Source organism: Peribacillus sp. BM1 (genome assembly GCF_056679975.1).
In genome coordinates, this window is sequence record NZ_CM155259.1 from 414,400 (window position 1) to 436,797 (window position 22,398).

22 protein-coding genes and 1 pseudogene are annotated in these 22,398 nt (G+C 37.2%); 5 read left to right on the forward strand and 18 right to left on the reverse strand.

All coding sequences use genetic code 11. The annotated features are described in order from the left end of the window. Positions 1-201 precede the first annotated feature (201 nt). The 5 genes from AC1MGI_RS02110 to AC1MGI_RS02130 form a co-directional block, all read right to left on the reverse strand. Positions 202-675, reverse strand: coding sequence for a C40 family peptidase (locus tag AC1MGI_RS02110; RefSeq protein ID WP_480348145.1), 474 nt, complete (start codon positions 673-675; stop codon positions 202-204). Between the two features lie 386 nt (positions 676-1,061). Next, positions 1,062-1,658, reverse strand: a complete 597-nt coding sequence (locus AC1MGI_RS02115) for a hypothetical protein (protein ID WP_480348147.1) — start codon at positions 1,656-1,658, stop codon at positions 1,062-1,064. A 255-nt stretch (positions 1,659-1,913) separates the two neighbouring features. Beyond that, complete coding sequence (locus AC1MGI_RS02120; RefSeq protein ID WP_028393766.1) at positions 1,914-2,114, reverse strand: cold-shock protein; 201 nt, start codon at positions 2,112-2,114, stop codon at positions 1,914-1,916. 912 nt (positions 2,115-3,026) lie between these two features. Continuing rightward, positions 3,027-4,166 carry a histidine kinase N-terminal domain-containing protein gene (locus AC1MGI_RS02125; protein ID WP_480348149.1) on the reverse strand — a complete coding sequence of 380 codons (1,140 nt, stop codon included), beginning with the start codon at positions 4,164-4,166 and terminating at the stop codon, positions 3,027-3,029. 259 nt (positions 4,167-4,425) lie between these two features. After that, positions 4,426-5,391: a bile acid:sodium symporter family protein gene (locus AC1MGI_RS02130; RefSeq protein WP_480348151.1), complete on the reverse strand. Its 966-nt coding sequence runs from the start codon at positions 5,389-5,391 to the stop codon at positions 4,426-4,428. Between the two features lie 234 nt (positions 5,392-5,625). Here AC1MGI_RS02130 and AC1MGI_RS02135 point away from each other — a divergent pair, with 234 nt between their 5' ends. Next, complete coding sequence (locus AC1MGI_RS02135; protein WP_480348153.1) at positions 5,626-5,793, forward strand: hypothetical protein; 168 nt, start codon at positions 5,626-5,628, stop codon at positions 5,791-5,793. Between the two features lie 224 nt (positions 5,794-6,017). Here AC1MGI_RS02135 and AC1MGI_RS02140 read toward each other — a convergent pair whose 3' ends face one another. The 6 genes and pseudogenes from AC1MGI_RS02140 to AC1MGI_RS02165 all read right to left on the reverse strand — a co-directional run. Then, positions 6,018-6,149, reverse strand: coding sequence for a DUF6254 family protein (locus AC1MGI_RS02140; RefSeq protein ID WP_480348154.1), 132 nt, complete (start codon positions 6,147-6,149; stop codon positions 6,018-6,020). A 68-nt stretch (positions 6,150-6,217) separates the two neighbouring features. Next, on the reverse strand, positions 6,218-6,400 hold the full coding sequence (locus tag AC1MGI_RS02145; RefSeq protein WP_056524041.1) for a hypothetical protein: 183 nt from the start codon (positions 6,398-6,400) through the stop codon (positions 6,218-6,220). A 194-nt stretch (positions 6,401-6,594) separates the two neighbouring features. After that, the gene (locus AC1MGI_RS02150; protein WP_480348156.1) at positions 6,595-8,412 is read right to left on the reverse strand and encodes a glucose PTS transporter subunit IIA; all 1,818 of its coding nucleotides are present in this window, start codon (positions 8,410-8,412) and stop codon (positions 6,595-6,597) included. A 482-nt stretch (positions 8,413-8,894) separates the two neighbouring features. Continuing rightward, the gene (locus AC1MGI_RS02155; protein ID WP_062185992.1) at positions 8,895-9,209 is read right to left on the reverse strand and encodes a thioredoxin family protein; all 315 of its coding nucleotides are present in this window, start codon (positions 9,207-9,209) and stop codon (positions 8,895-8,897) included. An 839-nt stretch (positions 9,210-10,048) separates the two neighbouring features. Then, the gene (locus AC1MGI_RS02160) at positions 10,049-10,447 is read right to left on the reverse strand and encodes a hypothetical protein (protein WP_480348158.1); all 399 of its coding nucleotides are present in this window, start codon (positions 10,445-10,447) and stop codon (positions 10,049-10,051) included. A 142-nt stretch (positions 10,448-10,589) separates the two neighbouring features. Next, positions 10,590-10,778, reverse strand: a pseudogene (locus AC1MGI_RS02165) (TerD family protein); the annotation flags it as partial. Between the two features lie 114 nt (positions 10,779-10,892). Between AC1MGI_RS02165 and AC1MGI_RS02170 the strand changes: the two are divergent. Beyond that, positions 10,893-11,168 carry a hypothetical protein gene (locus AC1MGI_RS02170; RefSeq protein WP_480348160.1) on the forward strand — a complete coding sequence of 92 codons (276 nt, stop codon included), beginning with the start codon at positions 10,893-10,895 and terminating at the stop codon, positions 11,166-11,168. Positions 11,169-11,359: 191 nt separating this feature from the next. Here AC1MGI_RS02170 and AC1MGI_RS02175 read toward each other — a convergent pair whose 3' ends face one another. From AC1MGI_RS02175 to AC1MGI_RS02200, 6 genes are all read right to left on the reverse strand, one after another. Then, on the reverse strand, positions 11,360-12,496 hold the full coding sequence (locus tag AC1MGI_RS02175) for an MGDG synthase family glycosyltransferase (protein ID WP_480348162.1): 1,137 nt from the start codon (positions 12,494-12,496) through the stop codon (positions 11,360-11,362). Between the two features lie 165 nt (positions 12,497-12,661). After that, the gene (locus tag AC1MGI_RS02180) at positions 12,662-13,261 is read right to left on the reverse strand and encodes a DedA family protein (RefSeq protein ID WP_480348164.1); all 600 of its coding nucleotides are present in this window, start codon (positions 13,259-13,261) and stop codon (positions 12,662-12,664) included. A 15-nt stretch (positions 13,262-13,276) separates the two neighbouring features. Next, positions 13,277-13,978: a polysaccharide deacetylase family protein gene (locus tag AC1MGI_RS02185; RefSeq protein WP_480348166.1), complete on the reverse strand. Its 702-nt coding sequence runs from the start codon at positions 13,976-13,978 to the stop codon at positions 13,277-13,279. A 496-nt stretch (positions 13,979-14,474) separates the two neighbouring features. After that, positions 14,475-15,311, reverse strand: a complete 837-nt coding sequence (locus AC1MGI_RS02190; protein ID WP_480348167.1) for a peptidoglycan-binding protein — start codon at positions 15,309-15,311, stop codon at positions 14,475-14,477. A 317-nt stretch (positions 15,312-15,628) separates the two neighbouring features. Continuing rightward, positions 15,629-16,819, reverse strand: a complete 1,191-nt coding sequence (locus tag AC1MGI_RS02195) for a M14 family zinc carboxypeptidase (protein WP_480348169.1) — start codon at positions 16,817-16,819, stop codon at positions 15,629-15,631. Positions 16,820-17,291: 472 nt separating this feature from the next. Beyond that, entirely contained in the window at positions 17,292-17,924 is a 633-nt protein-coding gene (locus tag AC1MGI_RS02200; RefSeq protein WP_480348170.1) for an FMN-dependent NADH-azoreductase, read from the reverse strand. Between the two features lie 298 nt (positions 17,925-18,222). Between AC1MGI_RS02200 and AC1MGI_RS02205 the strand changes: the two genes are divergently transcribed. The 3 genes from AC1MGI_RS02205 (at position 18,223) to AC1MGI_RS02215 (ending at position 20,659) form a co-directional block, all read left to right on the forward strand. After that, positions 18,223-18,846 (forward strand): TetR/AcrR family transcriptional regulator, encoded by a 624-nt coding sequence (locus tag AC1MGI_RS02205; protein ID WP_480348172.1) that lies wholly within the window; start codon positions 18,223-18,225, stop codon positions 18,844-18,846. Then, the gene (locus tag AC1MGI_RS02210) at positions 18,830-20,032 is read left to right on the forward strand and encodes an MFS transporter (protein ID WP_480348174.1); all 1,203 of its coding nucleotides are present in this window, start codon (positions 18,830-18,832) and stop codon (positions 20,030-20,032) included. Before AC1MGI_RS02205 ends, AC1MGI_RS02210 begins: the two co-directional genes overlap by 17 nt. A 201-nt stretch (positions 20,033-20,233) precedes the next feature. Continuing rightward, complete coding sequence (locus tag AC1MGI_RS02215) at positions 20,234-20,659, forward strand: hypothetical protein (RefSeq protein WP_480348176.1); 426 nt, start codon at positions 20,234-20,236, stop codon at positions 20,657-20,659. A gap of 248 nt (positions 20,660-20,907) precedes the next feature. On the opposite strand, the gene pdxR is transcribed toward AC1MGI_RS02215, so the two are convergent. Continuing rightward, entirely contained in the window at positions 20,908-22,302 is a 1,395-nt protein-coding gene (gene pdxR / locus AC1MGI_RS02220; RefSeq protein WP_480348177.1) for a MocR-like pyridoxine biosynthesis transcription factor PdxR, read from the reverse strand. Positions 22,303-22,398: the final 96 nt, after the last annotated feature.

Below are 22,398 nucleotides of genomic sequence, written 5' to 3' on the forward strand. Positions count from 1 at the left end.
CAACTATTTTTACCGGACTTTTTGAACAACCTCTAGAAGAATACTCGTTATCACTCCCTAATTTAACACCTAATATAAGGTAAATGGTTGTTGATATATGATCATTCATTATGAAAAGTCTGAAAGTCAACTACTCCATTCATTACAACTAACTTGACTTGTTGCCCCACTATATATGAATATATATCCATATATCGAACTTTACTTAATAATCCGTTTAGCCCCCATATATCGACCCTTCCAGTATTCATCGCTCATTTTAACAATCTTTACACCTTTTGTAGCGCTCCCGATAAATGCACCATCACCATTATAGATGCCAACAAAAGAGATTTTTCCTTTTTCTCCTGTAGCATAGAATACCAAATCACCTGTTTTTAAGTGTTCTTGCTTAATAGATTCCCCAGTCTTATATTGTTCAGCACTTGTTCTCGGAATCTTCATCTCTGTCGCTGCATCTTTATAAACATACTGAGTAAACCCGCTTGCATCAAATCCTTTGGGAGTTGTCCCACCATATTTATATGGACTTCCCACATAATTCTCTGCTACAGCCGCAACTTCATCGCCATAATTGATAGATGCTGATGCATTAGCTGGTCCAAAAATAAACGCTACGATCAATGCCACAAATAATAATACTGCTATAAGCCACTTTAAAACTGGTATACTCATTCTTCATCCTCCCAATTTGAAACTGAAACTCCTTTTTAAATATATGATGGATTTCCCCTTTGATACTTAGATTTTCTTTTTCTCTCTTCAACTTTTTATGTACAAAACTTCTAAGGTCCGATGGATTATTTCTACTTAGTTCGTTCTTTCTACTACCCTATATAAAAATTCTTGTTCTTCATTTAATTGAACTTGGGTAACTGACTCTTTATTTAGTTGTTTCTTTACCTTTATTTGTTTTTAATTAATTAGCATTGGCTAGTTGTTTTTTTAATTTGCATCAGTTTCAGTGAATAAATTACAATGGAAAATTCCGTTTTATCACATTAGAATCGTCCTTATACACGAACGTCGCTTCTATACCAGAAGCGACTGTTTTTTGTATACTATTTTTTCTCTGATTTATTATCCTTACTTTTTTTCGACTTTTCATCCGATTTATTATCCTTATTCTTTCCTGACTTTTCATCCGATTTATTATCTTTATTATTCCCTGACTTTTCATCTGATTTATTATCTTTATTATTCCCTGACTTTTCTTCCTCTTTCTTTTGTTTTTCTACTTTTACCCCATAACTAATACTACGGATATGAAACATTGCCAAGCGAATAACTTCTTCGTTAAAAATTAGCGTAACGAATTCATCATTAATATCAAAAAGTACACCTTCAAGCCTCTCAGGTCCGCCACGGTTAATGTTCACCCATTGAGACTTCAGATCGCCTAGTAAACTTTTAAATGTAGGAGCAGTTTTATATGACAAACCTTCGGGGACCTCTAGATTAAATTCTAATCCTTTTTTCACATTTTCTGTAATACTCTTGATATGATCTGTTTTATAGTATACAACTCCTTCTTGCTCTGTTAATATCGCTAAATGGTCATCTGTAATGCCTAATAATATTCCTATCCGAGATTCCGGCCCACCTCTATCTACCCTGAGCACTTTACCAATCATATGAGTAAACAATTCCTTATTCATAATGTTACCCCTTCCATATAATCATTTTCACTGTATTTATATGTATCATGCAAGGACATTGTGCCATATTAAATATCTCTATTCTTAGAATATGAATAGGAAATATGTATAGACCCTATCCAAATCCGTTGTAAATTTAAGAATTCCTGTAGGTAGATGAATGCAATAATGACCGAACACAACTACGGCCCAAATTCGGGATAAAATAAAAAAACCAGACTCTAATTAAAGAGTCTGGTTTATATATTGTCAATATTAAGCTTTTTGAACGTTTGTAGCTTGGGGTCCACGTTGACCTTGTTCTACTTCAAAAGTTACTTTTTGACCTTCGTCTAATGATTTGAAGCCTTCACTTTGAATAGCAGAGAAGTGTACGAATACGTCGTCTCCATTTTCACGCTCGATAAATCCAAAACCTTTTTCTGCATTAAACCATTTAACTGTACCTTGTTCCATTTTTGTTGCCTCCTAGTGTGAAAAACACACAATGTATTACTATCCCTGCCCAAAGTGATCATTAAGACGAAAAGTTGAACTTATACAATCCTTTTCACCGAACAAAAATAATTCTTCTTTATCATAACAGGTAATGTAAACAAAAGCAAATCATTTCACATGATTACTCATTCTACTCATAGTTTTTTAACATTTATTCGGAGTATTATTTTCTATTTATTTCTGAAGGAAACCATACCTTGGCAAAGTTATGGATAGAAACATAAAGTGAAACTTCAATCAGTGGGGGTTTTCTTCATCCCCTACTGATTGTTAGTCCCGTTCTACTGTCGCTAAGATCGCAGCATGCGCTTCGATCAATCTACAGTACGAACCCGATTGGTTCAACTAAACCTTTGAAGATCACAAAGGTAAGTTTCACTGTATCTCACTAATCGGGCCTTTACGGGCAGGTATCCCCCACCTAGGTTTTCTCGTTTCGACTCATAACCTTGAAGTGGGGGTTTTACTGCCCGTTAATCTGCGATAAAGAACATCGGCAATCCCTTCCTTATCCATATTCCTCTGTGAGCCATGTAAGCAAAGAGATTCATTTTTCAAACGGAATTCGGCAAAATCATTTAAACTTTACATATAAGTTTAATCGGAAATAATACAAACTAGTAAGTGATTATGCCTATAAACATCATGACAAATCCCTATTCTTTGCTTATTTTTCTTTTACAATCATTTTTCAAATAATTAGTTCCACCTACTTGTAGAAGCTACAACCATTTGAATATGTACGATTATTTTGTTTCAGGCCCTAATCTCCCCTGAACCATTTTGGACGGACACTATTGTTCTATATGTGCATAGCAGGAGCATCTTATTACGAAACCTCCTTTTCCACTGTTATATTCCTTTGAACACTTAGTCATCCATCATTTTACTATCGGGAAAATGTATGCTGAATGTTGTTAAATTACCATTAGACATACATTTCATATAACCATCATTACTTTCTATAATTTTCTTACAAACGTAAAGTCCGATTCCTGTTCCTAATTCTTTCGTTGTGAAAAAAGGCTCGAAAATTGATTCTGTGATTTCACTAGCAATGGCAGGTCCGTTATTTGATATGCTTATCACCAATTCATTCCGCTCAGTGAAGGCGTGTACAATCAGTTTTCTCGGCTGTTCTTTATTCTTTAATGCATCAATAGAATTCATAAAAAGGTTTAGAAAAACTTGTTTTAACCCATTCCTGCTCGCCGTTACATACAAGTCCGGAAAAAATACGATCTCTACATTTATGTTAACATCGATTATACTCGCATAAGTTAGTTGTTGGATTTCTTCGATTAATTCCATAACGGAGATCTGCTCTCTTTGTTCCTCGTTAAAATCAGCTCTAGAGGTGTGGAGGAATTGCGTAATTCTAAAATTCAACTGATTTAGTTCATAATCTATAATATCTAAATATTTAAGATTGGGGTTCTCCTTTTTCAGGAGTTTATTAAACCCCATCACAGCCGTTAAGGGATTTCTGAATTCATGAACAAAACTAGATGATATTTGTCCCAAGACCGCTAATTTATCTTTGTGATTTTCGCTTATAAAAGTATCTTTTTCGTCTATCACATCATTTTTTAAATTTGTATATCTTGTCACGGCATGATAGCTGAATGTATCAAAGTGTTTGTTGATGGCCCCAATGAAAAATTGAGTATCATGGATAGGAAGATTTGCTCCAAAAATACTTCTGACCATGATATTTCTCCCTAAATTAATATTGTACAGAAAGTCTCCAATATTAATATTTGCTTCAAGGCGTTCAGTTGCAATCTTGTAAGCCAATTTCCTAAGCACTTCTTCGGACAATGACCCTTTAATTGTATTCATGACCAAGGAAAACATCTCGTACCCATTTTCTTTAATCTTTTCTTCGTATGGGTCAATTTCATTAACGATCATGGTCTCGTTCCATTCATTTAAAAACAATGATTGATGTTCTTCTAAATATTGGAGTAATACTTTTTTAGTCTTCAATTGTTCCGATGACGATTCCATATTATTGACTACCACATCCTATTGTTAAATTTTAAGTTTCCTGATACTAAAATCATTCGACATAATGCATCAAATTCCTGCACTTTTTACGACATAATAATGTATATTCCTTTGATGTGCCATTTTATTCCTTCTATTTGAATGAAGGGATCTGTGTACATAACTTTTTTTAACCGCTAACTCTTAGATTGGCTGATTACCTTTTACAAAACAAAGACCTTCAACATATTGCTGAAGGTTCCATACGTTCATTCCATTTCTATTTACTAATAATCGTTTCTTCTACTTCTCCTACTTTAGTCTCTTTCATACGGCTGAAAATCGTAGCCAGAATCGGTCCGGAGATGTTATGCCAGACGCTAAAGATGGCACTTGGTACAGCTGCTATTGGTGAAAAGTGCGCAGTTGCGATCGCAGCACCTAAGCCAGAATTTTGCATACCCACTTCGATTGCAATGGCTTTTTTCTTAGATAAATTCATTTTAAAGAGTTTACCGAACAAGTACCCTAGCAAGTAACCAAGTAAGTTATGAAGAATAACAACAGCGAAAATGGCTAATCCAGTTTTGGCAATTTGTTGCTGGCTAACAGATACAACGGCTGTCACAATAGCGACGATTGCAATAACAGATATGAGAGGTAGTGCTTTAGCACTCGCTTGTGCTTGTTTATTAAATAATTTTTTCACAATTAAACCTAGCACGATTGGAAGTATGACAATTTTAACAATTGAAAGAAATAGTCCGCTTGGATCTACTGGTACCCATTGGCTGGCAAGTAATAAAATAAGAGCTGGTGTTACGATTGGTGCAAGAACAGTTGTAACCGATGTAACTGCAACTGATAATGCGACATCTCCTTTTCCGAGATATGTCATAACGTTTGAAGAAGTGCCCCCTGGGCAGCAACCGACCAATATTACACCCACCGCAATTTCCGGTGGTAGCTGCAAACCTTTTGCTAAAGCAAAAGCAAGACCCGGCATGATGATAAATTGGCCCATTACGCCGATAAAAACATCTTTCGGCCTTTTAAAAACTTCTTTAAAGTCGTTACCAGAAAGAGTTAACCCCATGCCAAACATGATAATTCCTAATAAGATCGTAATGTAAGGTGCAATCCATGTAAATCCAGATGGTGCTAAAAAGGCAATTGCGGCAAATATAAGCACCCAAATAGCAAAGGTTTTCCCCACAAATTGACTGATTCGTTCTAAAGTTTTCATAATAACCAGAACCCTTCCGTGTATTTAATATCTTGCTATAGTATAAATCAAACAATAAAAAAATACAATATTCTAAATAATTAAATTTGCGCGAATATTTGTTAGCGGTTTCATTCATTAGACAGGCATCTTCCTTTGAAACACTATTTATTCAAGTTGCGATAAGTTATTCTGGCATACTTTTTTTGAGATGATGCAAACTAAAGAAGTCAGTATTGAAAGGAGTGAATAAGTATGAGTCGCGGTAAACATTTTAACCACAAAGAAAAAGGACATCCTGGAAACTTCCCTGCAAATAGCTTGAGTGAGGAGAAGGAGCACAGTCCACAGTTTGAGCAAGTTGAAGATATTGTTACACATGAAGCCTTTAAAAATCGGGTAAAAGAGGACGAAATGCCTTAGATTACTGCGTATATGCAAATGCTAAAAAGGTCATAATCGTCACCCTCGATGATTGTGGCCTTTTATATTTAAGATTGTAACGATAAAAAGAGGATGTCCCAACAAGGTCTGCCTCACACACTATACACCGTTTAATGAATCATGTTCGCATCTTAAACGATATATAGTAGATGTGAGGTCTAACCCTTTCGCCATGGGACAGCCTCTTCTTTGCTTAAGTAAATTTACTTGTTTTCAGATTCACTTTTTCTCGTACCTTCAGCTAATTGCTCAAAAGAATTGACTTTGCCATGTGGATTTTGCGATTGTTTTCGCTCTCTCCATTGTCGTTCTTCTTGTCGTTTAGATTGAGTCATTTTGATCAGTCTCCTTTACATAAAGTGAAGGCATTTTTATATCATGTATCGGGTCTGGCAAATATAAATCAATGCATGCCTTTCCACTCACCTTGGTTTTTGGATGCCTTTTCTTTTTTCGCTTTATTTTTATGTGCTTGATTAGCGTTTGCACTGCCAAATTCTTGAGAGAACTCTGAATCGGTTTTGCTTGAATCAAATCCTTGTTTGTTCTTTTGATCTGCATCATTTTTCTTTGTTCGTTTTGCCATGGATACCCCTCCTTCTTGTCTTTAGTATGAGAATAGAAGGAAGAAATATACCTTGATTTCAAACAGATAGCCTTACTATATACTCCATATATGAAGGTCATATCGCGAAAAAGAATAACATATTTTAAATAGGTGAACCCCTAAATAGTTTCTTAAATGGGTTGATCTCTAATTTATTGGCTTCCCCATATAAATTACACAATTACAGTTAGTAAGTCTTCATTAGCCCGAACAGTCGCGCTGTTTGTATGGGTCACATCAAGATATTGACTCGTATTAGTTATGACAACAGGAGTCGTTAGTTGATATCCTTCAGCTTTTATTTTTTCTATGTCAAACTCAATCAACAGATCACCATGCTTCACTTTATCTCCGAGTCTGACATGTGATGTAAAATATTGACCTTTCAAATTGACTGTGTCAATGCCGATGAAAATTAAAATTTCTGCTCCATCTTCTGACGTGATTCCAACCGCATGCTCTGTTGGAAACAATGTAGAAACAAACCCATCTGCCGGCGAAACTACCTCTCCTATTTCCGGCTCAATCGCAATTCCTTTCCCTACTGTTTCAGTTGAAAAAAGTGGATCATTAAACATGCTTAAAGGAACAATTGCCCCACTTAACGGGCTGATAATCGTTTCTTTTTTTACACTAATTAAATCTGTTTCGAATATGGACTTAGTAGAAACTTTTTTGTGTTTATCTTCAAATCCAAAAATATACGTAAAAATGAATCCTAAAACTAAAGCAGCCATAATACCGATTACATAAATTCCGATCGGTGTAAATGCCGGAATGGACAATAAACTTGGAAGGGCAAAAACAGACATTTTTGCGCCAAGAGCACCATTAATAGCTCCTCCAACAGCTCCTGCCACTGCTACATAAACCATCGTTCGTTTATAACGTAAGAGGATTCCATAATTGATTATTTCTGTAGTACCTGCCAATGCACCAGGCAAGATTGCTGAACCAGCGAGCGTTTTCAATTTCTTATCTTTTGCTTTTACTAACACCCCAATTGCCATCCCAATTTGGGCAAAAGGTGCGGCAGCAGCCATTCCAATAATCGGATCAGGACCATTCACAAGATTTGCGATAGCAATAGGAATAACCGCCCAATGAAGACCCAAAAGAGTAAGGAAGGTCCAAACGGCCCCTAATACTGCTCCTGTTAAAAGTCCACTTTTCGAACTTAGAAACTCGATAACTGCCCCAATACCCTCTCCGACAAACATACCAAAAGGGCCGAAAACAAGCACCGTTAATGGAACAATAATAACTAATGAGATCAACGGATTGATAAACATTTGAATGTCTTTGTAAATAACCTTTTTTAAGAATTTTTCTAATACTGCATAAATAGAAACAGCAATGAAGATTGGAAAAACAGTAGAGGAATAGTTCATTAACACTACAGGGATTCCAATAAAATCTACATGTTCTGCTTTACCTATTAAATCAGTAAAATGCGGCTCCAAAAGTGCCGCCCCAATAGTACCACCGACATAGGCATTGGCGCCAAGTTTAATTGCTAGCGTAATTCCAAGAAAAATAGGAAGGAAATAAAAAACCGCATGTCCAGCTGAAGAGAGAATGGCATAGGTACCGCTTTCAGTAGACACCCACCCTAGCATAGTGAGCACAGCTAATAATGCTGATAACAACCCTGCACCAGCAAGCACGCCCAATATGGGTCCGAAGCTTCCCCCGATTATTTCTAAAATCTTATTCATCACAGACTCCTTTTCGTCATCTGAATTAAAATCACCCAATTTGTTGATCTCCTTATATAGATTTTCAACAGTGCCCTCTACTTTTACTAAAAAATGTCCGTTTCTTTCTTCTACACTAATAACTCCATCCGTATTTTCCAAGGCAAGTTGATTTGCTTTTGTCTTATCTTTCACCTCAATTATGAGCTCTGTTGCACTGGTGACAAGACTTGACACATTTTTTTCTCCCCCAATTTGTTGAAGGATTTTCATAACAAACTGTTGATCATTCATATGATGCACCCCTTTACTTACTCTATTCAAAAAAGAAAACCTTAAATCAATCAGTCAAACTCTACAATAAGCCACTGTTCAATAAGTTTGCTTTACTAGTAAAAATTCCGTCTTAAATTTTCCTTTTATTTAACTTACCTAACCTAGTCTTTTAAACAAAAATCATAATTCATTGGATATAACAAGTAATCTTTACCACGCAATTTTCTTACTAACCAAGCGAAAACGTTTTCTATTATTTGACTGACTATTGAAATATTACACTTTATTATATCTTTAATTTGTTTATTAAACAAACAAATAGAAAGCGATTTCCCACTTTTATTTTTTCCTCCACCCTATAGACTGCACACATGCTGGCACACAAAAAACGAAGTGGAAAATATCCCACTTCGCTTTTCACTATTATTACTTCATAGAAAGATTCCCAAGAAATGAGGTTCTTCGGAAAGAAAGGACCCCATGTCCCAAAAGAAAGCTTCTTATAAATTGTTTAAAAATTCTCTAACTGCGTCTGGCGTTTTGGCGTTAGCACTGTGCAAATGAGACAGCTTTTCGCCATTTTTAAAGACTAACAGTGAAGGGATTCCCATTACACTTTGTTCCTCTGAAATTTCTGGGAACTCGTCGCGGTCAATTGTAAACCATTGTTTGTCTTGATGCTCATCTGTAATTTCATCAATGAACATATCTAAACGTTTGCAGTCTGGGCACCAAGTTGTCGTAAACACGCCAACCGTTACTTCATCTTGTTTGATTTGTTCACGATATTCTTGCTCAGTTTTGATTTGTTTCATGTTTTCTCCTCCTATGAGTTCATCTATCTTATTATACAATTTTTTCTTTCTTTACTTACAGAGTTTGCTCAAAAAGTCCGGTAAAAAAACTTGCGAATTGCATCAAAACCCTGTCTCTCCGGTTCTCACGTATTATTATATATGCGAAAGGTCTCAAGGCGATCGCTCGCAGAACCTCTCTGCTCTTTTTATCTTCCATTTTGAACACACACTTACGGTCCTTTAGAAAAATTAATAAGGCTTATTGACTGATGATATATTCGTGTACCTACCATTCGGTACATTTAGTAGTTTATCATGCTAATTAAAGGTTTAGCAAGGCAACGAGTATGTGTTTGTAAATACTTTGAATCTCGCTTATTGTGATCATCGAAAAGAACTGTTGCTAGATTCATCTATACTAAGATTCCGTCTGGATTCTCTCTGTTAGATGATAAAGATCTGACTAATAATCTGTTCCTATAGTAGTTCGATGGGATCTGGCTGATAAAGTGAAACTTCCATCAGTGGGGGTTTTTTTCATCCCCCACTGATGGTTAGTTGAACCAATCGGGGATTTACAGGCTGTTTATCCCCCACCTATTTACTTCTTGATTCTCTCACAAAAATTGAGGTGGGGGTTTTACAGCCTGTTAAACCGGGATAAACAGAAAAAAGAAGCATCATTTTCGATACCTACGTTACATTTAGCCCCTTTTTATTCGACTGTGATTTCTGATTTTTCAAAAGTGAATAGTGTAACTTAATATCTCGTAAACAGACGTAGTCCAAAAGGGGCTATCCGTAACTCTACACACTTTATCATTAAAAATAGTTCACTAGTGTCCCCAAAGCCATTCTTATTTTGAATCTACCTGTTTCACATAAATAGCCTGCGAAAAACTTTTGCTTATGCAGCCTGCTAAATCCTCTTCACTCAATAAACGTAGATGCATGGCAGATTTTATCTTCCCCTCATCCGGTTTTTTCTGAATAAGATCTGTTAAATTCAACTCTTCTAATCTATGAACTGTAACTTCTTGATCAAACTTTTCTGTTGTTCTTATTTGTCTTTGCACTTTGTAATCACTTATCATCAGATCACCTTTAACAAGTTTTCCAACCGATTGATCAAAGTGTTGATTAAAGTCATCTTTTAAATCATCTAATTGAGTTTCAATTTCCTTTTTCTTGCGACTTAGCTCAATGAATTGAGCCAGCTTGTCTCTTGTAATCAAGTTATTCTCGCTATTTTTCAATTTTTTCCCCTCATTCCATCTATTGATAGTTCATCATATTGTGTTAAGAGGGGAGATATACCTTAACTTGATCATATTGTTTAATAAAATTTCGTGTGAATGATTTATGTCCTTTTGTTCATAATTCTTCTATTGGATCAACTCATGGCATTTGTCCAAAATAGATATCATAAGCCACCTCATCTTTAAACTCAATGGGTCCTACATCCATACGGAACTTTCCATTTTCATATAATACTGGCGAGGCTTCTGAATGATCTTTTGAATAGCTTTCAACATGAGAAATTTTCATTTCCTTCGGATTCGTGAAATCGATATGAGCGATGCACAGTTGTCATCTTCATCAAAGCCGACGATGTTCCCAGCACAATTGCCAGTTAGACATACTCCATTTCCACATCCGCACATATCATGTATGGAATTCTAAGAAAGAGAAGGTGGAGAGATGGTATACCCTCAAATTCAATATGTACAATTTCCCGGACATCATTATGGAAATCAATGGAACCCTTATCAACCTTGGCAACATCATCAACAGTGGAATCCTTATCAACAAATGCATCACCAACCACATTGGTACCCTCAGCATAATTGGAATCAAGGACATCATTACAATCACGACGGCCATCATCACGGAAACAGCGAATGGGATCATCACGGCTATCCACATATGCAAAACCCCATGTATGGACATAATCCAGGAGAGTATCATACTCATTAATTCATAGTAATAAATAGGCTGCTAAAGGCAGCCTATTTATCTTGTTTGTATAGGAAAGAAATCCTGTACTCAAACAGATTTTACCTGGGAGCGAAATCCCCAATTCTTCTAGCACGAGTAACAACAACGGTAGCCTACCCACGATTGCGTCCTCTTTCTTTCCAGATGTTCATTCATGATTTTTAAACCTATTAAGCATGTGTACCTACTTCCAATTTAAGGTCAAGGAACCCTTGCATAACTTCCACCATATACTCCGCACTTGTCAGCTCTAGTCCCAAATGATACGAATCAACAGCCAAATTCCAACGTTCCATTTTTTCATGATCATTGAAACTACTAAACAGTTGCGTTTCAAATGATTGTTTATGATCAAGTTCGAATACAAGCGACGAGTCTTTTAAATAGCGTAGATTGATTTCCTCTTGACCTGGAAGCATCGAATGGACAAAAATTGGCAGTCTTTTTCTTAATGCTTCACTAATGGTGACACCACCAGGTTTCGTAACGATTGCATCTACCTCTTCATACAACTTGTTCATTTCTGATCTTGATGATAAATAAGGTAATGGTTTAATATGATCTAAATTCCAGGTAATGATTTCGTCATACAGCTTTCGATTATTGCCGCAAAGCACACAGAAGTCGAGTCCTTTCGATTTCTTTAACTCTTCAGATAGCTTTAATATCCCTCCAAGGCCGCTATTGCCCCCAGATATTAGGATCTTTGGTCGACTTACGCTTTTCGGGATACAAGCGGTCGTCATAATTTCTTCATGTACCGGAATACCCGTAACAATCATTTTTTGACTCGGAATTTGATGCTTCCTTATCATGGATTCTTTCACTTCTTGACTAGGAAGAAAATGAACATCAATGCCCTCCTTCCCCCATATATTATTGATAAAAAAGTCAGTGTACACGTTAATAGTTGGGATGTTACATTTCCCTTTTCTTTTTAACTGACTTAGTAAATAAGAAGGGAAACCATGTGTACACACAATTAAATCAGGCTTTTCCTCTGATAACAATCGCTTCATTTTGTTTAAGAATATATGTTGATACCATTTAAAGGTATGTATTTTTGTAGGGGATACATAGAAAAAATTCTTATAAGCAAGATTATACGTTTCAGGCGCATACCGAATCCAATTTAGATAGCCATTGGAAATCATTCTCTCTAACGATTCGTTTGTATAACTCAACAAATCTATTTTTTTAAGAACAACCCCAGTTGTCCGCATTTTTAACATATCCATTAACGCGTCGGCCACTTGGTGGTGTCCAGACTGCATTCGTAAGAGAGGTAAAAACAAGATTTTTTTCATATATGTCATCTCCTAATTTCATAAACAATCCATCCTATTATACATTTACCATAAAAAGACGATCTACATTTTTTAGGACATTCTCCTCTTACAATGTATCATTTTTTAGGGCATGCTAAAATGAATTTTTAATGATACTAGTAGGGTATTTATTCGTTGGATCGACTACCTATTTCTGGATTTTAGCTTCTTTTTAACAAAGTTAAATGAAACATATAATAGAAAAAGAGCTAAGAACAAAACGCCTAAATAGGGCACATAGGCAGGATTAATCGGAAAAGTACCACCAATATAATACCCAGCAACGATGAATGGAACGGTCCAGAGAATCGAGCCGATCAGCGAAAATAAAAGATATCCGCCAAAACGTATATGGGAAATACCCGCAAAATACGGATTTATTTGACGTAAACCCGGAAGATAAAATCCAAACAAGATTGTTTTGTATCCATTTTTCGTAAATTTACTACTCGCTCTCCCTAGTCGTTCGTTGGTTATCCCCACGTACTTGCCGTATTTATTGATAAATGGGAGACCAATGTATTTGCCACATACATACGCTGTAAGCATGCCAATAAACGCACCAGAAATGGAACTTACTACAGCCCAACCAAAACTAAGCTTATGGTGAACAATCAGAACGCCAATTAAAAATAGCAATGATTCTTCGGGAGCAGGAATCCCTACAATTCCCAAAAATAAAAACAGAAAAATAATCAAATATCCGTATAAATCTATATAATGTAACATCGTATCAATATTCATATAACCCTCATCTACTTATAATTCGCTTAGTGTGATAAAACGCCTTCCCTTTTCTGTCATTTCCTTAAGATAAATTTCTAAGTTTTCGAGCATATAGTGCGGTGCTTCTTGATCCGCACCAAATGTTTCGCCACAGTCATGAAGCAGGAGAATAGAGCCTCCTGCCGTCGTGTTTCGTAATTGATCGAGTAATTCTTGTTTACACGTCTCTACCTTCCAATCACCAAAAATATTCGACCACATGATGACCTTATACTTCTTACTTACCCATAATGTAAACAGATTAAAATGCCCCCAAGGTGGCCGATAAAAAGTAACCTTCTCATGTGTGCATTCATTTATTGCTTTTTCCGTTCTCATGAGCTGGTCCTTTAATTTAAATGGGGACATCAACCAGCTTGAAATATGATCGTAATGATGGATCCCAATTGCATGACCTTCTTCATGCATTCGTTTGATGATTTCAGGGTTTCTTTTCACCTTGCTGCCCACTACAAAAAAGGTTGCCTTTACACCATAGCTTTTTAATACATCTAATAAAAGAGGCGTATATTGAGGATTAGGCCCGTCATCAAACGTTAGAGCTATCCTATTTTCCCTTTGGACTGTCTTTATTATTCCCAAGTTGCAGATCCGAATAAGTAGCGTCGGTAGCACTGAATAAACAAGAACAAGTAACACAATAACAATAAAACTAATGATCAAGATCTTTATCACAAAAAAATACCGTTCCTTCCCATTACTATTTATTCATTCTAGATAGCCTTTTTACGTTTTTTTCCTATTATAATATTTTATTATATGTTTTTCTATAGTCACCTGAATCCTGGCTTTTTGGGCTTAATCTATGGTGACAGACATGCTTGATTATATGAAGGACTTGATACCGAGTGATCTGGCGAAGGATGATACGAAGGAATTTCTGTGTGTAAAGTAGTCAAGGTATAGTTCAATATTACTTTTTTTCATATATCGAATACCGCCGTATGATTGAATTTGTGTTCCTTTAGCCTAAACTGGAAAGGAATTCAAGCGTTTTTTTAATGAATGATTTCGGTTTGATGCGTATTCTCCAATATGATCACAATATCAGGGGGAGGCCCACTTCAGTTAGAACTGCTTTCCGAGATATCCATTCTTTAAACTAGAAAAGAGGCTTTAACGTAACGAAAGGGTTAGATCCTTTTTTAGATAACCTCTTTGCTAGCAAATATTATGCAAATAACTTGGTCCATGTGTTACGCCCTGGCATTCCATCTTGTGTAAGGTTTTTCGATCTTTGGTAGCTCTTTACGGACATTTCCGTGTTTGTTCCAAAAATACCGTCTATGCCTCGCGGATCAAAACCTCTGAAGTAGAGTGTGGCTTGAAGAATATACGTGATATTGCCTCTTGTCCCTTTCTTAACAACTCGAACGCCGGCTGTTGTTTTTGGTCCCCAAATTCCGTCAACAACAAGCCCAGCCTTATATTGTTTGTTTAATTCTGTTTGGAAGCCTTTTATTAGGGCCTTTTTTGTGGCAGGCCCAAATTTCCCATCCACTTTCAGTCCAGTTCCGTACCGACTATTTACTGTTACTTGTATGTTCATAATTGTTTTGCTTCCTACATTTATTGGACTTGGTACAGTGGCTGCTTCTTGCCCACTGCCAAAAGGATCTGTGCCGTATCCTCTATATTCATATTGCAGATGGACCTTATCGACAAGTGTCGTCCAATCTCCACCCCACGTAAACCCTAGTTGCTTCGCCTTTGCGATGGCCTTTTTAATTTTTGGCGAGCCAAATCCATTCCAGATGGTCTTACGGTCTTTAACTGGTACGAAGTCCAGCGCTTGCCCTACCAGATGATAGGATCGCATTGTTTGTGAAGCGCCTGATCGATAGTTCCTTGCTTGATCTTCCAATGTTCTTGTCGTTTCATAAATTAACAGGTCAATTTCCTGTTCACTACAGTACTGGTACCATTGTAAGCCGGCTTTTTTTGTGTTGTTTGCTAGTTTGTTAATATTAGCTAAATTCCTTTGATCATATGTCATTTTAAATACCATCCTTTTCCCCCTTTTTCACTATCCTCTTTAAAAATTGAACAACCGGTTCGGACTATTATCTATGAATTACAGCAAATAGCGAGTGAAACTAGTTATTCAACTACTTTATAAGCTGAATAGTCAAAGTCGGATAGACTAGACCAAGAAAAACTTTCATCTTTTTATTAGCTTCTTTCTGAAAACGCAAAACAGGAGCGTTTCCCCAAAGCAAAGGGTCCGACCCCGCAACAACTAAATACAGTATAAGATAAGTGTATAAAACACTTCATACTGTTTTAGAGTGCGAGGTCAGACCCTTATAAGCCCCCCTCCTACTTCTACATATACAAACCAGCGAGCAAAATCCCAAGTGTATCTTCATAAATTTCATCGAACTGTGATAGTGGTAGCGGGTTGATCCCCATGCCAAGCTCTACGGTAAATCCCGGTCTACGCCAATCTTGAATAAACCAATCCTTGAAGCCTGCATAACTATCAATGGTTTGAACTGGTTCGTAGCCGCTTACTCTGCTAAATTCTTTCACGATGGTTTCCGATTCAGGCGGTTCTAAATTCTCAAATCCCCAATAAATGACTTTACCTTGTGTATGAAAAGCAAGGACTCTTTGAAAGTCCCGCTTCTTTGTCAAAGCAGCCATCGCGATTGCTTCTTGCTCTGATAGTGGACTTTCGCCCGGATAGTCTCGTGGTCCAGGACGATCCCTGCGCCGTGCTTTTTCTTTTTCCCACTCTGCCGGAAATTGATCATTCAAGTCGACTCCGTTTATATTCGCTTTCCAACTTTTAAAATCAGTATTGCCGTTATTATATTCAACTACTTTCGTTTGATATGGTTCAATGGATGGTGGTCCTTTCAAAACAAGATTCACTCCATCGGGATTCACCATTGGCACGATCGACAACATCGTTTCCTGATAAAGCGGGAATGTATGAAGCCCACGAATCGCTGCGTTGTTTGTCAAAGACAGTAAATAGTCATTAAGAAACGTCATAATAACAGGTGTCGTAATCCACTCATTTGCGTGAAATGCTCCATTGTAGTGAACCCGCTTATTCCCACTCCCAACTAACACTTCAGGAATTTCATTTCCCAGCACCGAATTTCCAATCGAAGGCATCTGTATGAAAGGATACACATTCTGCAGCCTTGTCAGATCTCTTTTCATTGTTTCATAGTCATAATTTTGTTTCCCCTGCACAAGCCGCCAAGTAATTCGTAATGGAACAAGTATCATCTGGCCGATTTGCAAGGCATTCGGATTTATATTTGCATTCACAAGCTTAATGGATTCAACCGAGATATGCCGCCGATTTGCAATCGACCACAATGAATCACCAGCAACAACACGATAATCAACCGTAACATATCCTGGTATCTTAATCCTCTGCCCAATCGTAAGTTGGCTCGGATTCACATCTGGATTTGAATCAACAATTAATTGGACGTTCACACCGAATAACTGACTATAGCCCCAAAGGGAATCTCCCTTTCTCACAATAACTTCCATAGCTCTCCCCCTCGTTTGACCAAGGCTGCTATATACACTATATGCAATAAAGTAAGAATCAGAATTAGTTTTGCCAAAGAGATCGTATCCTTTGTTGTCCCCCACCAAATGACGAGGAAAGAAGTACGTTATGAATCTATTAGAACTCCATTATGTACACGTCACAAAGTAGATAGGTACTGTACTTCCCGTAGCATTAAAAGAATGTTTAATAAAAGACCTTAAATGGTAAGTTCGGATAACATTTTTAGGAAATTAAGTGTATTGCAAGAGGGCTATTAAAGCTAAGTGGCATAGAATAGAAGATGCGGTATCATAAGAAAAGGGTCAGACCCCGATACAACTAAATACAGTATAAGAGACGTGTATGAAACACTACTTACTGATTTAGAGTACGAGGTCAGACCCTTCTTTGTTTTGAAAATCTTCAAAAACGATGATACTTTTCAAAGATTTCATCTATACAGATTTATTAAGCCGTCACTGCTGAAAGACTTTTTGCTACAGCTGCAACTTTTGTTAAACCTTCAGCGATAATTGTTTCAGCTTGACCTGGCATTGCATTATGACCTTCAATAATAACTTCTTGTTCGATCGCCATACCGAATACGCCACCAACAACATTTTTAATATAATTAGCAGCCATTTCCATAGGTGCTGCTTCTGGTGTTGAGTAAACACCACCACGTGCACTTAGAATAACGGCCTTTTTGTCAGTCATTAAGCTTACTAATTGGCCATTTTCGTCGTATTTGAATGTGAAACCAGCTTGGTATACATAATCGATAAAAGTTTGTAATTTAGCTGGGATTGTTAAGTTCCATAATGGGAATGCGAATACAACTACGTCTGCTGCAGTTAATGCATCCATTGATTTTTGTTTGGCAGCTAAAATACGTTGTTCTACGTCTGTCATTTCTTCGCCTGATTCTAGTTTACCGAAGGCGTTGAATAAATCTTGACCAAAGTAAGGCATATCTTCTGCAAATACATCGTAAGTTGTTACGTTAACACCTTCTACGTTCTCCATGAAAGTTTCATACATTTTACTTGATACAGCATCTGTTGCTGGACGGTTATTTGCTTTTACTACTAATACGTTCATTATATTGTAACTCTCCTTTTTTATCGTTAATTTATTTATCTCGAATTAATAATATATTAAAGTAGTGTAAATGTCAACGAAACACAACTCAACTACAAACTACACCCCAAAGACACGGAATCGGCATCTCATAAGCATTGTTCATTCTTTTTGGTCGTTAACACTTTTATGCCGCTTAATATAGTGAAATACCTTTAAAGTATATCTCCCTCTAAATATAATTTTCCACTTGTTTATACTTCCTTTATTTGCTAAACTAATTAATTGACGAACGTTCGTTAGATTTGAGGTGATAGTATTGAAAAACAATGCAATTAAGGAGGCCGCTCTAAAATATTTCACAATTCACGGGTATGAAGGTGCATCCCTTTCTCTTATAGCTGAAGAAGTCGGCATGAAAAAGCAATCCATTTACGCCCACTTTAAAGGAAAGGATGATCTTTTTCTTCAAGTTTTACGTGATGCGAAACAGACAGAGCTATCTTCAAAACGCCAATATTTCAGTAAAGTTGGTTCAAATAATCCTGAAAAAGATTTATACGGATTTCTACAATTGGTCATCGAACTTTTTCAACAAAGTGAGCAGTTAAAGTTTTGGCTACGCATGTCTTTTTTTCCGCCTGCACATCTTGCACAAGCAATCGAAGCGGAAGTAATCGATATCGAGGAAAAGGTACAGGCGATGTTGGAAAGTAAATTTCAGGATTGGATCAACGCTAAATTAATCGTCTGTGATGCAGCAATAACGCCGACCTTTGCTTTCTTAGGTGTAGTCGATTCCATTATGCTAGAACTTGTATACGGCAATGATGACAAACGGTTGAAGGCTAAATTAGCGGCCTCTTGGACAGTATTTTGGAGAGGGATCTCACATCAATCATTCATACAGAAAGAGGTGTTCATACATGAAGAAACCAATTAAAGAACAAAAGATGGTCTTAATGATTCTTCTAAGCAATTTATTCATTGCCTTTCTAGGAATTGGACTCATCATCCCCGTTATGCCGTCTTTTATGAATATCATGCATTTATCAGGAAGTACGATGGGCTATCTTGTTGCCGTTTTTGCGATAGCACAGCTACTTATGTCACCATTCGCAGGACGCTGGGTTGATCGTTACGGCAGAAAGAAGATCATCATTATCGGCTTATTCCTTTTTGGTGTTTCAGAACTTATCTTTGGTGCCGGCACGAACGTATCGGTGCTTTATCTATCAAGGATTCTAGGGGGATTTAGTGCTGCCTTCATTATGCCAGGTGTTACGGCATATGTTGCAGATATTACTTCCATTCAGGAACGGCCAAAAGCGATGGGCTATATTTCTGCCGCCATTAGCACGGGCTTTATTATAGGACCTGGTATCGGTGGCTTTATTGCAGAATATGGTATACGCGTGCCCTTCTTTGTTGCGGCAGTCATTGCTTTTTTAGCATGCATTTCATCAATATTTATTTTAAAAGAACCGTTAACAAAGGAACAGCTTGCAGAAATTTCTGCTGATACTAAGCAAACAAACTTTATAGGCGATTTAAAAAAATCACTGAATCCGCGTTACTTTATTGCCTTTATCATTGTATTTGTACTTGCTTTCGGTTTATCAGCATATGAAACGGTCTTCAGCCTATTTTCTGATCATAAATTCGGCTTCACGCCAAAGGACATTGCAGCTATTATTACGATAAGCTCAATCTTCGGAGTTGTTGTGCAAGTATTTATGTTTGGAAAAATGGTAGATATACTCGGTGAAAAGAAACTGATCCAATTATGTTTAATTATAGGTGCCATATTGGCGATGGCGTCCACCATGGTCTCTAGCTTTGTAGCAGTACTGGCGGTAACTTGCTTCATCTTCCTCGCATTTGACTTGCTTCGTCCGGCATTGACGACATTTTTGTCAAAAGCTGGCGGGAAAGAGCAAGGATTTGTCGCTGGAATGAACTCAACCTATACGAGCTTAGGTACTATCGTCGGGCCATCCATAGGCGGAATACTATTTGACGTAAACATCCACTATCCTTACCTTTTCGCTGCTGTTATTTTGGTCGTTGGTCTCGGTATTACAGTTATGTGGAAAGAAAAACAAATGGTAGAGGTCTTAGCGGAATAACATTGTAAGAGTTTTAAATAACTTTATTGTAATGACCATTCAACAAATTCAGGATAATCAAAAACCAATGGTCCTGATCAAAGAAGTCGATTACGTAAGGGGCATATGTAACGGCACTATTTTGTAAAAACTGGGACTAATGATATCCTTCTCTATCTCCATTATTTATAGTATAGTAATCTCTAAGTTAGGAGTGAGACAATGAAGAAGTTCTTACTATTCATTGTAGTGCTAGTAGTCTTTGTAGGTGTTGCTGGGTATGCCATTTATTATTACGGCACAAACATGGCCTCTCAAAAATTGATGGATGCTGTTTCAACTGAGCTAGAGAAAAATGGACAAACAGAAGAAGTAAAGCAATTTATCGAAAATGACCCAGAGCTGAAACAATTCGTAGAAGAAGCGGAATCTGTTGACGAAAGTTCATTGCCTTTCACGACAAAAGAAGCAGCGACGCGTGTTCTTGTCAAAAAGGTCGGCATAACTAAACTTCTGGACATAAAAGCGCAAGCTCAAGATGGAACACTATCTAAAGAAGAAGTGCTTACAGACCTTCAAGGAAAGTTATCTGAAGAAGAACTACTTGCTTTAAAAGTTATCGCTTATAAGGAACTTTATCATAAATGAGCGTGGAGATCTGATTAAGGTCTCTTTTTTTGTATGAGGGACATGGGGCCGGGGCTTTGCGACTTACGAATATAGCCAATTTATTTATCAGGTATACTGAGTTGAGAAAGCATCCCAAATTCCGACTCCACACCGCCACCATTGTGATTAGGTGAGTGTAGTATGCTTTATGGTAAATGGTGGCGTTTTAACGCCATATGTGTTTTGGATGGTAATGATGACTTTCATCCGATCACCTGCTTACTTTTTTAAAACCACGCCTTTTTCAACAACAAAATCCCCTCTTGCAACTCTTCATGTGATAGTCCCCCATAGCCTAATAAGACAGTTGGTTCATGACTGTATTTGCCTTTTTCATAATACAGCGAAGTAGGGTAAATCTTCACGCCTACTTGCGATGCTTTTTCCACAAGCTCCGTTTCAGACAATCCATTATTAATTTGCAGAAGAATATGCAACCCCGACTTCTCGCCAATTACAGTTACGCGATCCCCGAAATGCTGCTGAATTACTTCGGTCAAAATATGGTTCTTTTTTCGATAAATGGTTCTCATTTTGTTTAGGTGTCGTTCCCAATGGCCATTCTCGATAAATTGATTAAGGGCTTCTTGGATGATGCGCGGGACGGTATGCTTGTACCCTCTAAATTTTTGATGATATATCTTCAGCAACTCAGGTGGTAAAATCAGATAACTGACTCGAATGGATGGTATGAACGCCTTTGAAAACGTCCCCAAATAGATGACCCTGTTATCCGAATCAAGCCCTTGCAAGGAAGGGATTGGTTTACCGACATAACGAAATTCCCCATCATAATCATCTTCAATAATATAAGCTTGCTTTTCTCTCGCCCATTTCAATAATTCCATTCTCCTTGAAATCGGCATGATCGTGCCGGTTGGAAATTGGTGTGAAGGGGTTACATAAACAATATCAGTATGACTGCGCCGTAAATGCTCGACAGTTACCCCATCATCGTCCAATGGGATTCCTTCAATTTTCCTTTCAAAATCTTGAAATACTTGGCGAACTCTGTGAAAGCCTGGGTTTTCCATCGCGAAGGTTCTATTCTTACCAAGGAGCAAACAAAGTAGCTGCATCAAATATTGTGTACCCGCTCCAATAATGATCTGATCAGGCGAACAGCGTACTCCCCTTGATTGAAAAATAGAATCAGTAATAGCCGCACGAAGATTTCGTTCACCTTGAGGATTTCCATTCATGAATAACTCATGCTGACAGGACGTATTCACAAGTAATTTCCGCCAGACAGTGAAAGGAAAGTGTACCATATCCACTATTCCATGATTAAAGTTAATCTTATATTCTGGCTTTACTTCTGGAATATTGGATTGCTGTGGGGGGATTGGGTCCTTTTTCGTTATAACATCCCCTTCAAACTCGACCACAAAATATCCCTTTCGTAACTCACTTTCTACATAACCTTCTGCGATTAGCTGCTGATAAGCCGCATCCACCGTATTCAAACCGAGGTTCAGATGAACAGCCAGCTTTCGTTTTGAAGGCAATTTCATTCCAGCTTGAATCCTTCCCTCTTGTATTTCTTGTTTAATATACTCATAAAGTTGAAGATACAAAGGGTGTTTTTTTACTTTTTGAAAATGCGGGGTCATTTCAAACATCTCGTTCTCCTAACTGGTTCTATTAAATAGACCCAATCTGATTCTTATACCAGAACCAGTTTTTTATTACAATGCTAACATACTTGCTAAAAAAAG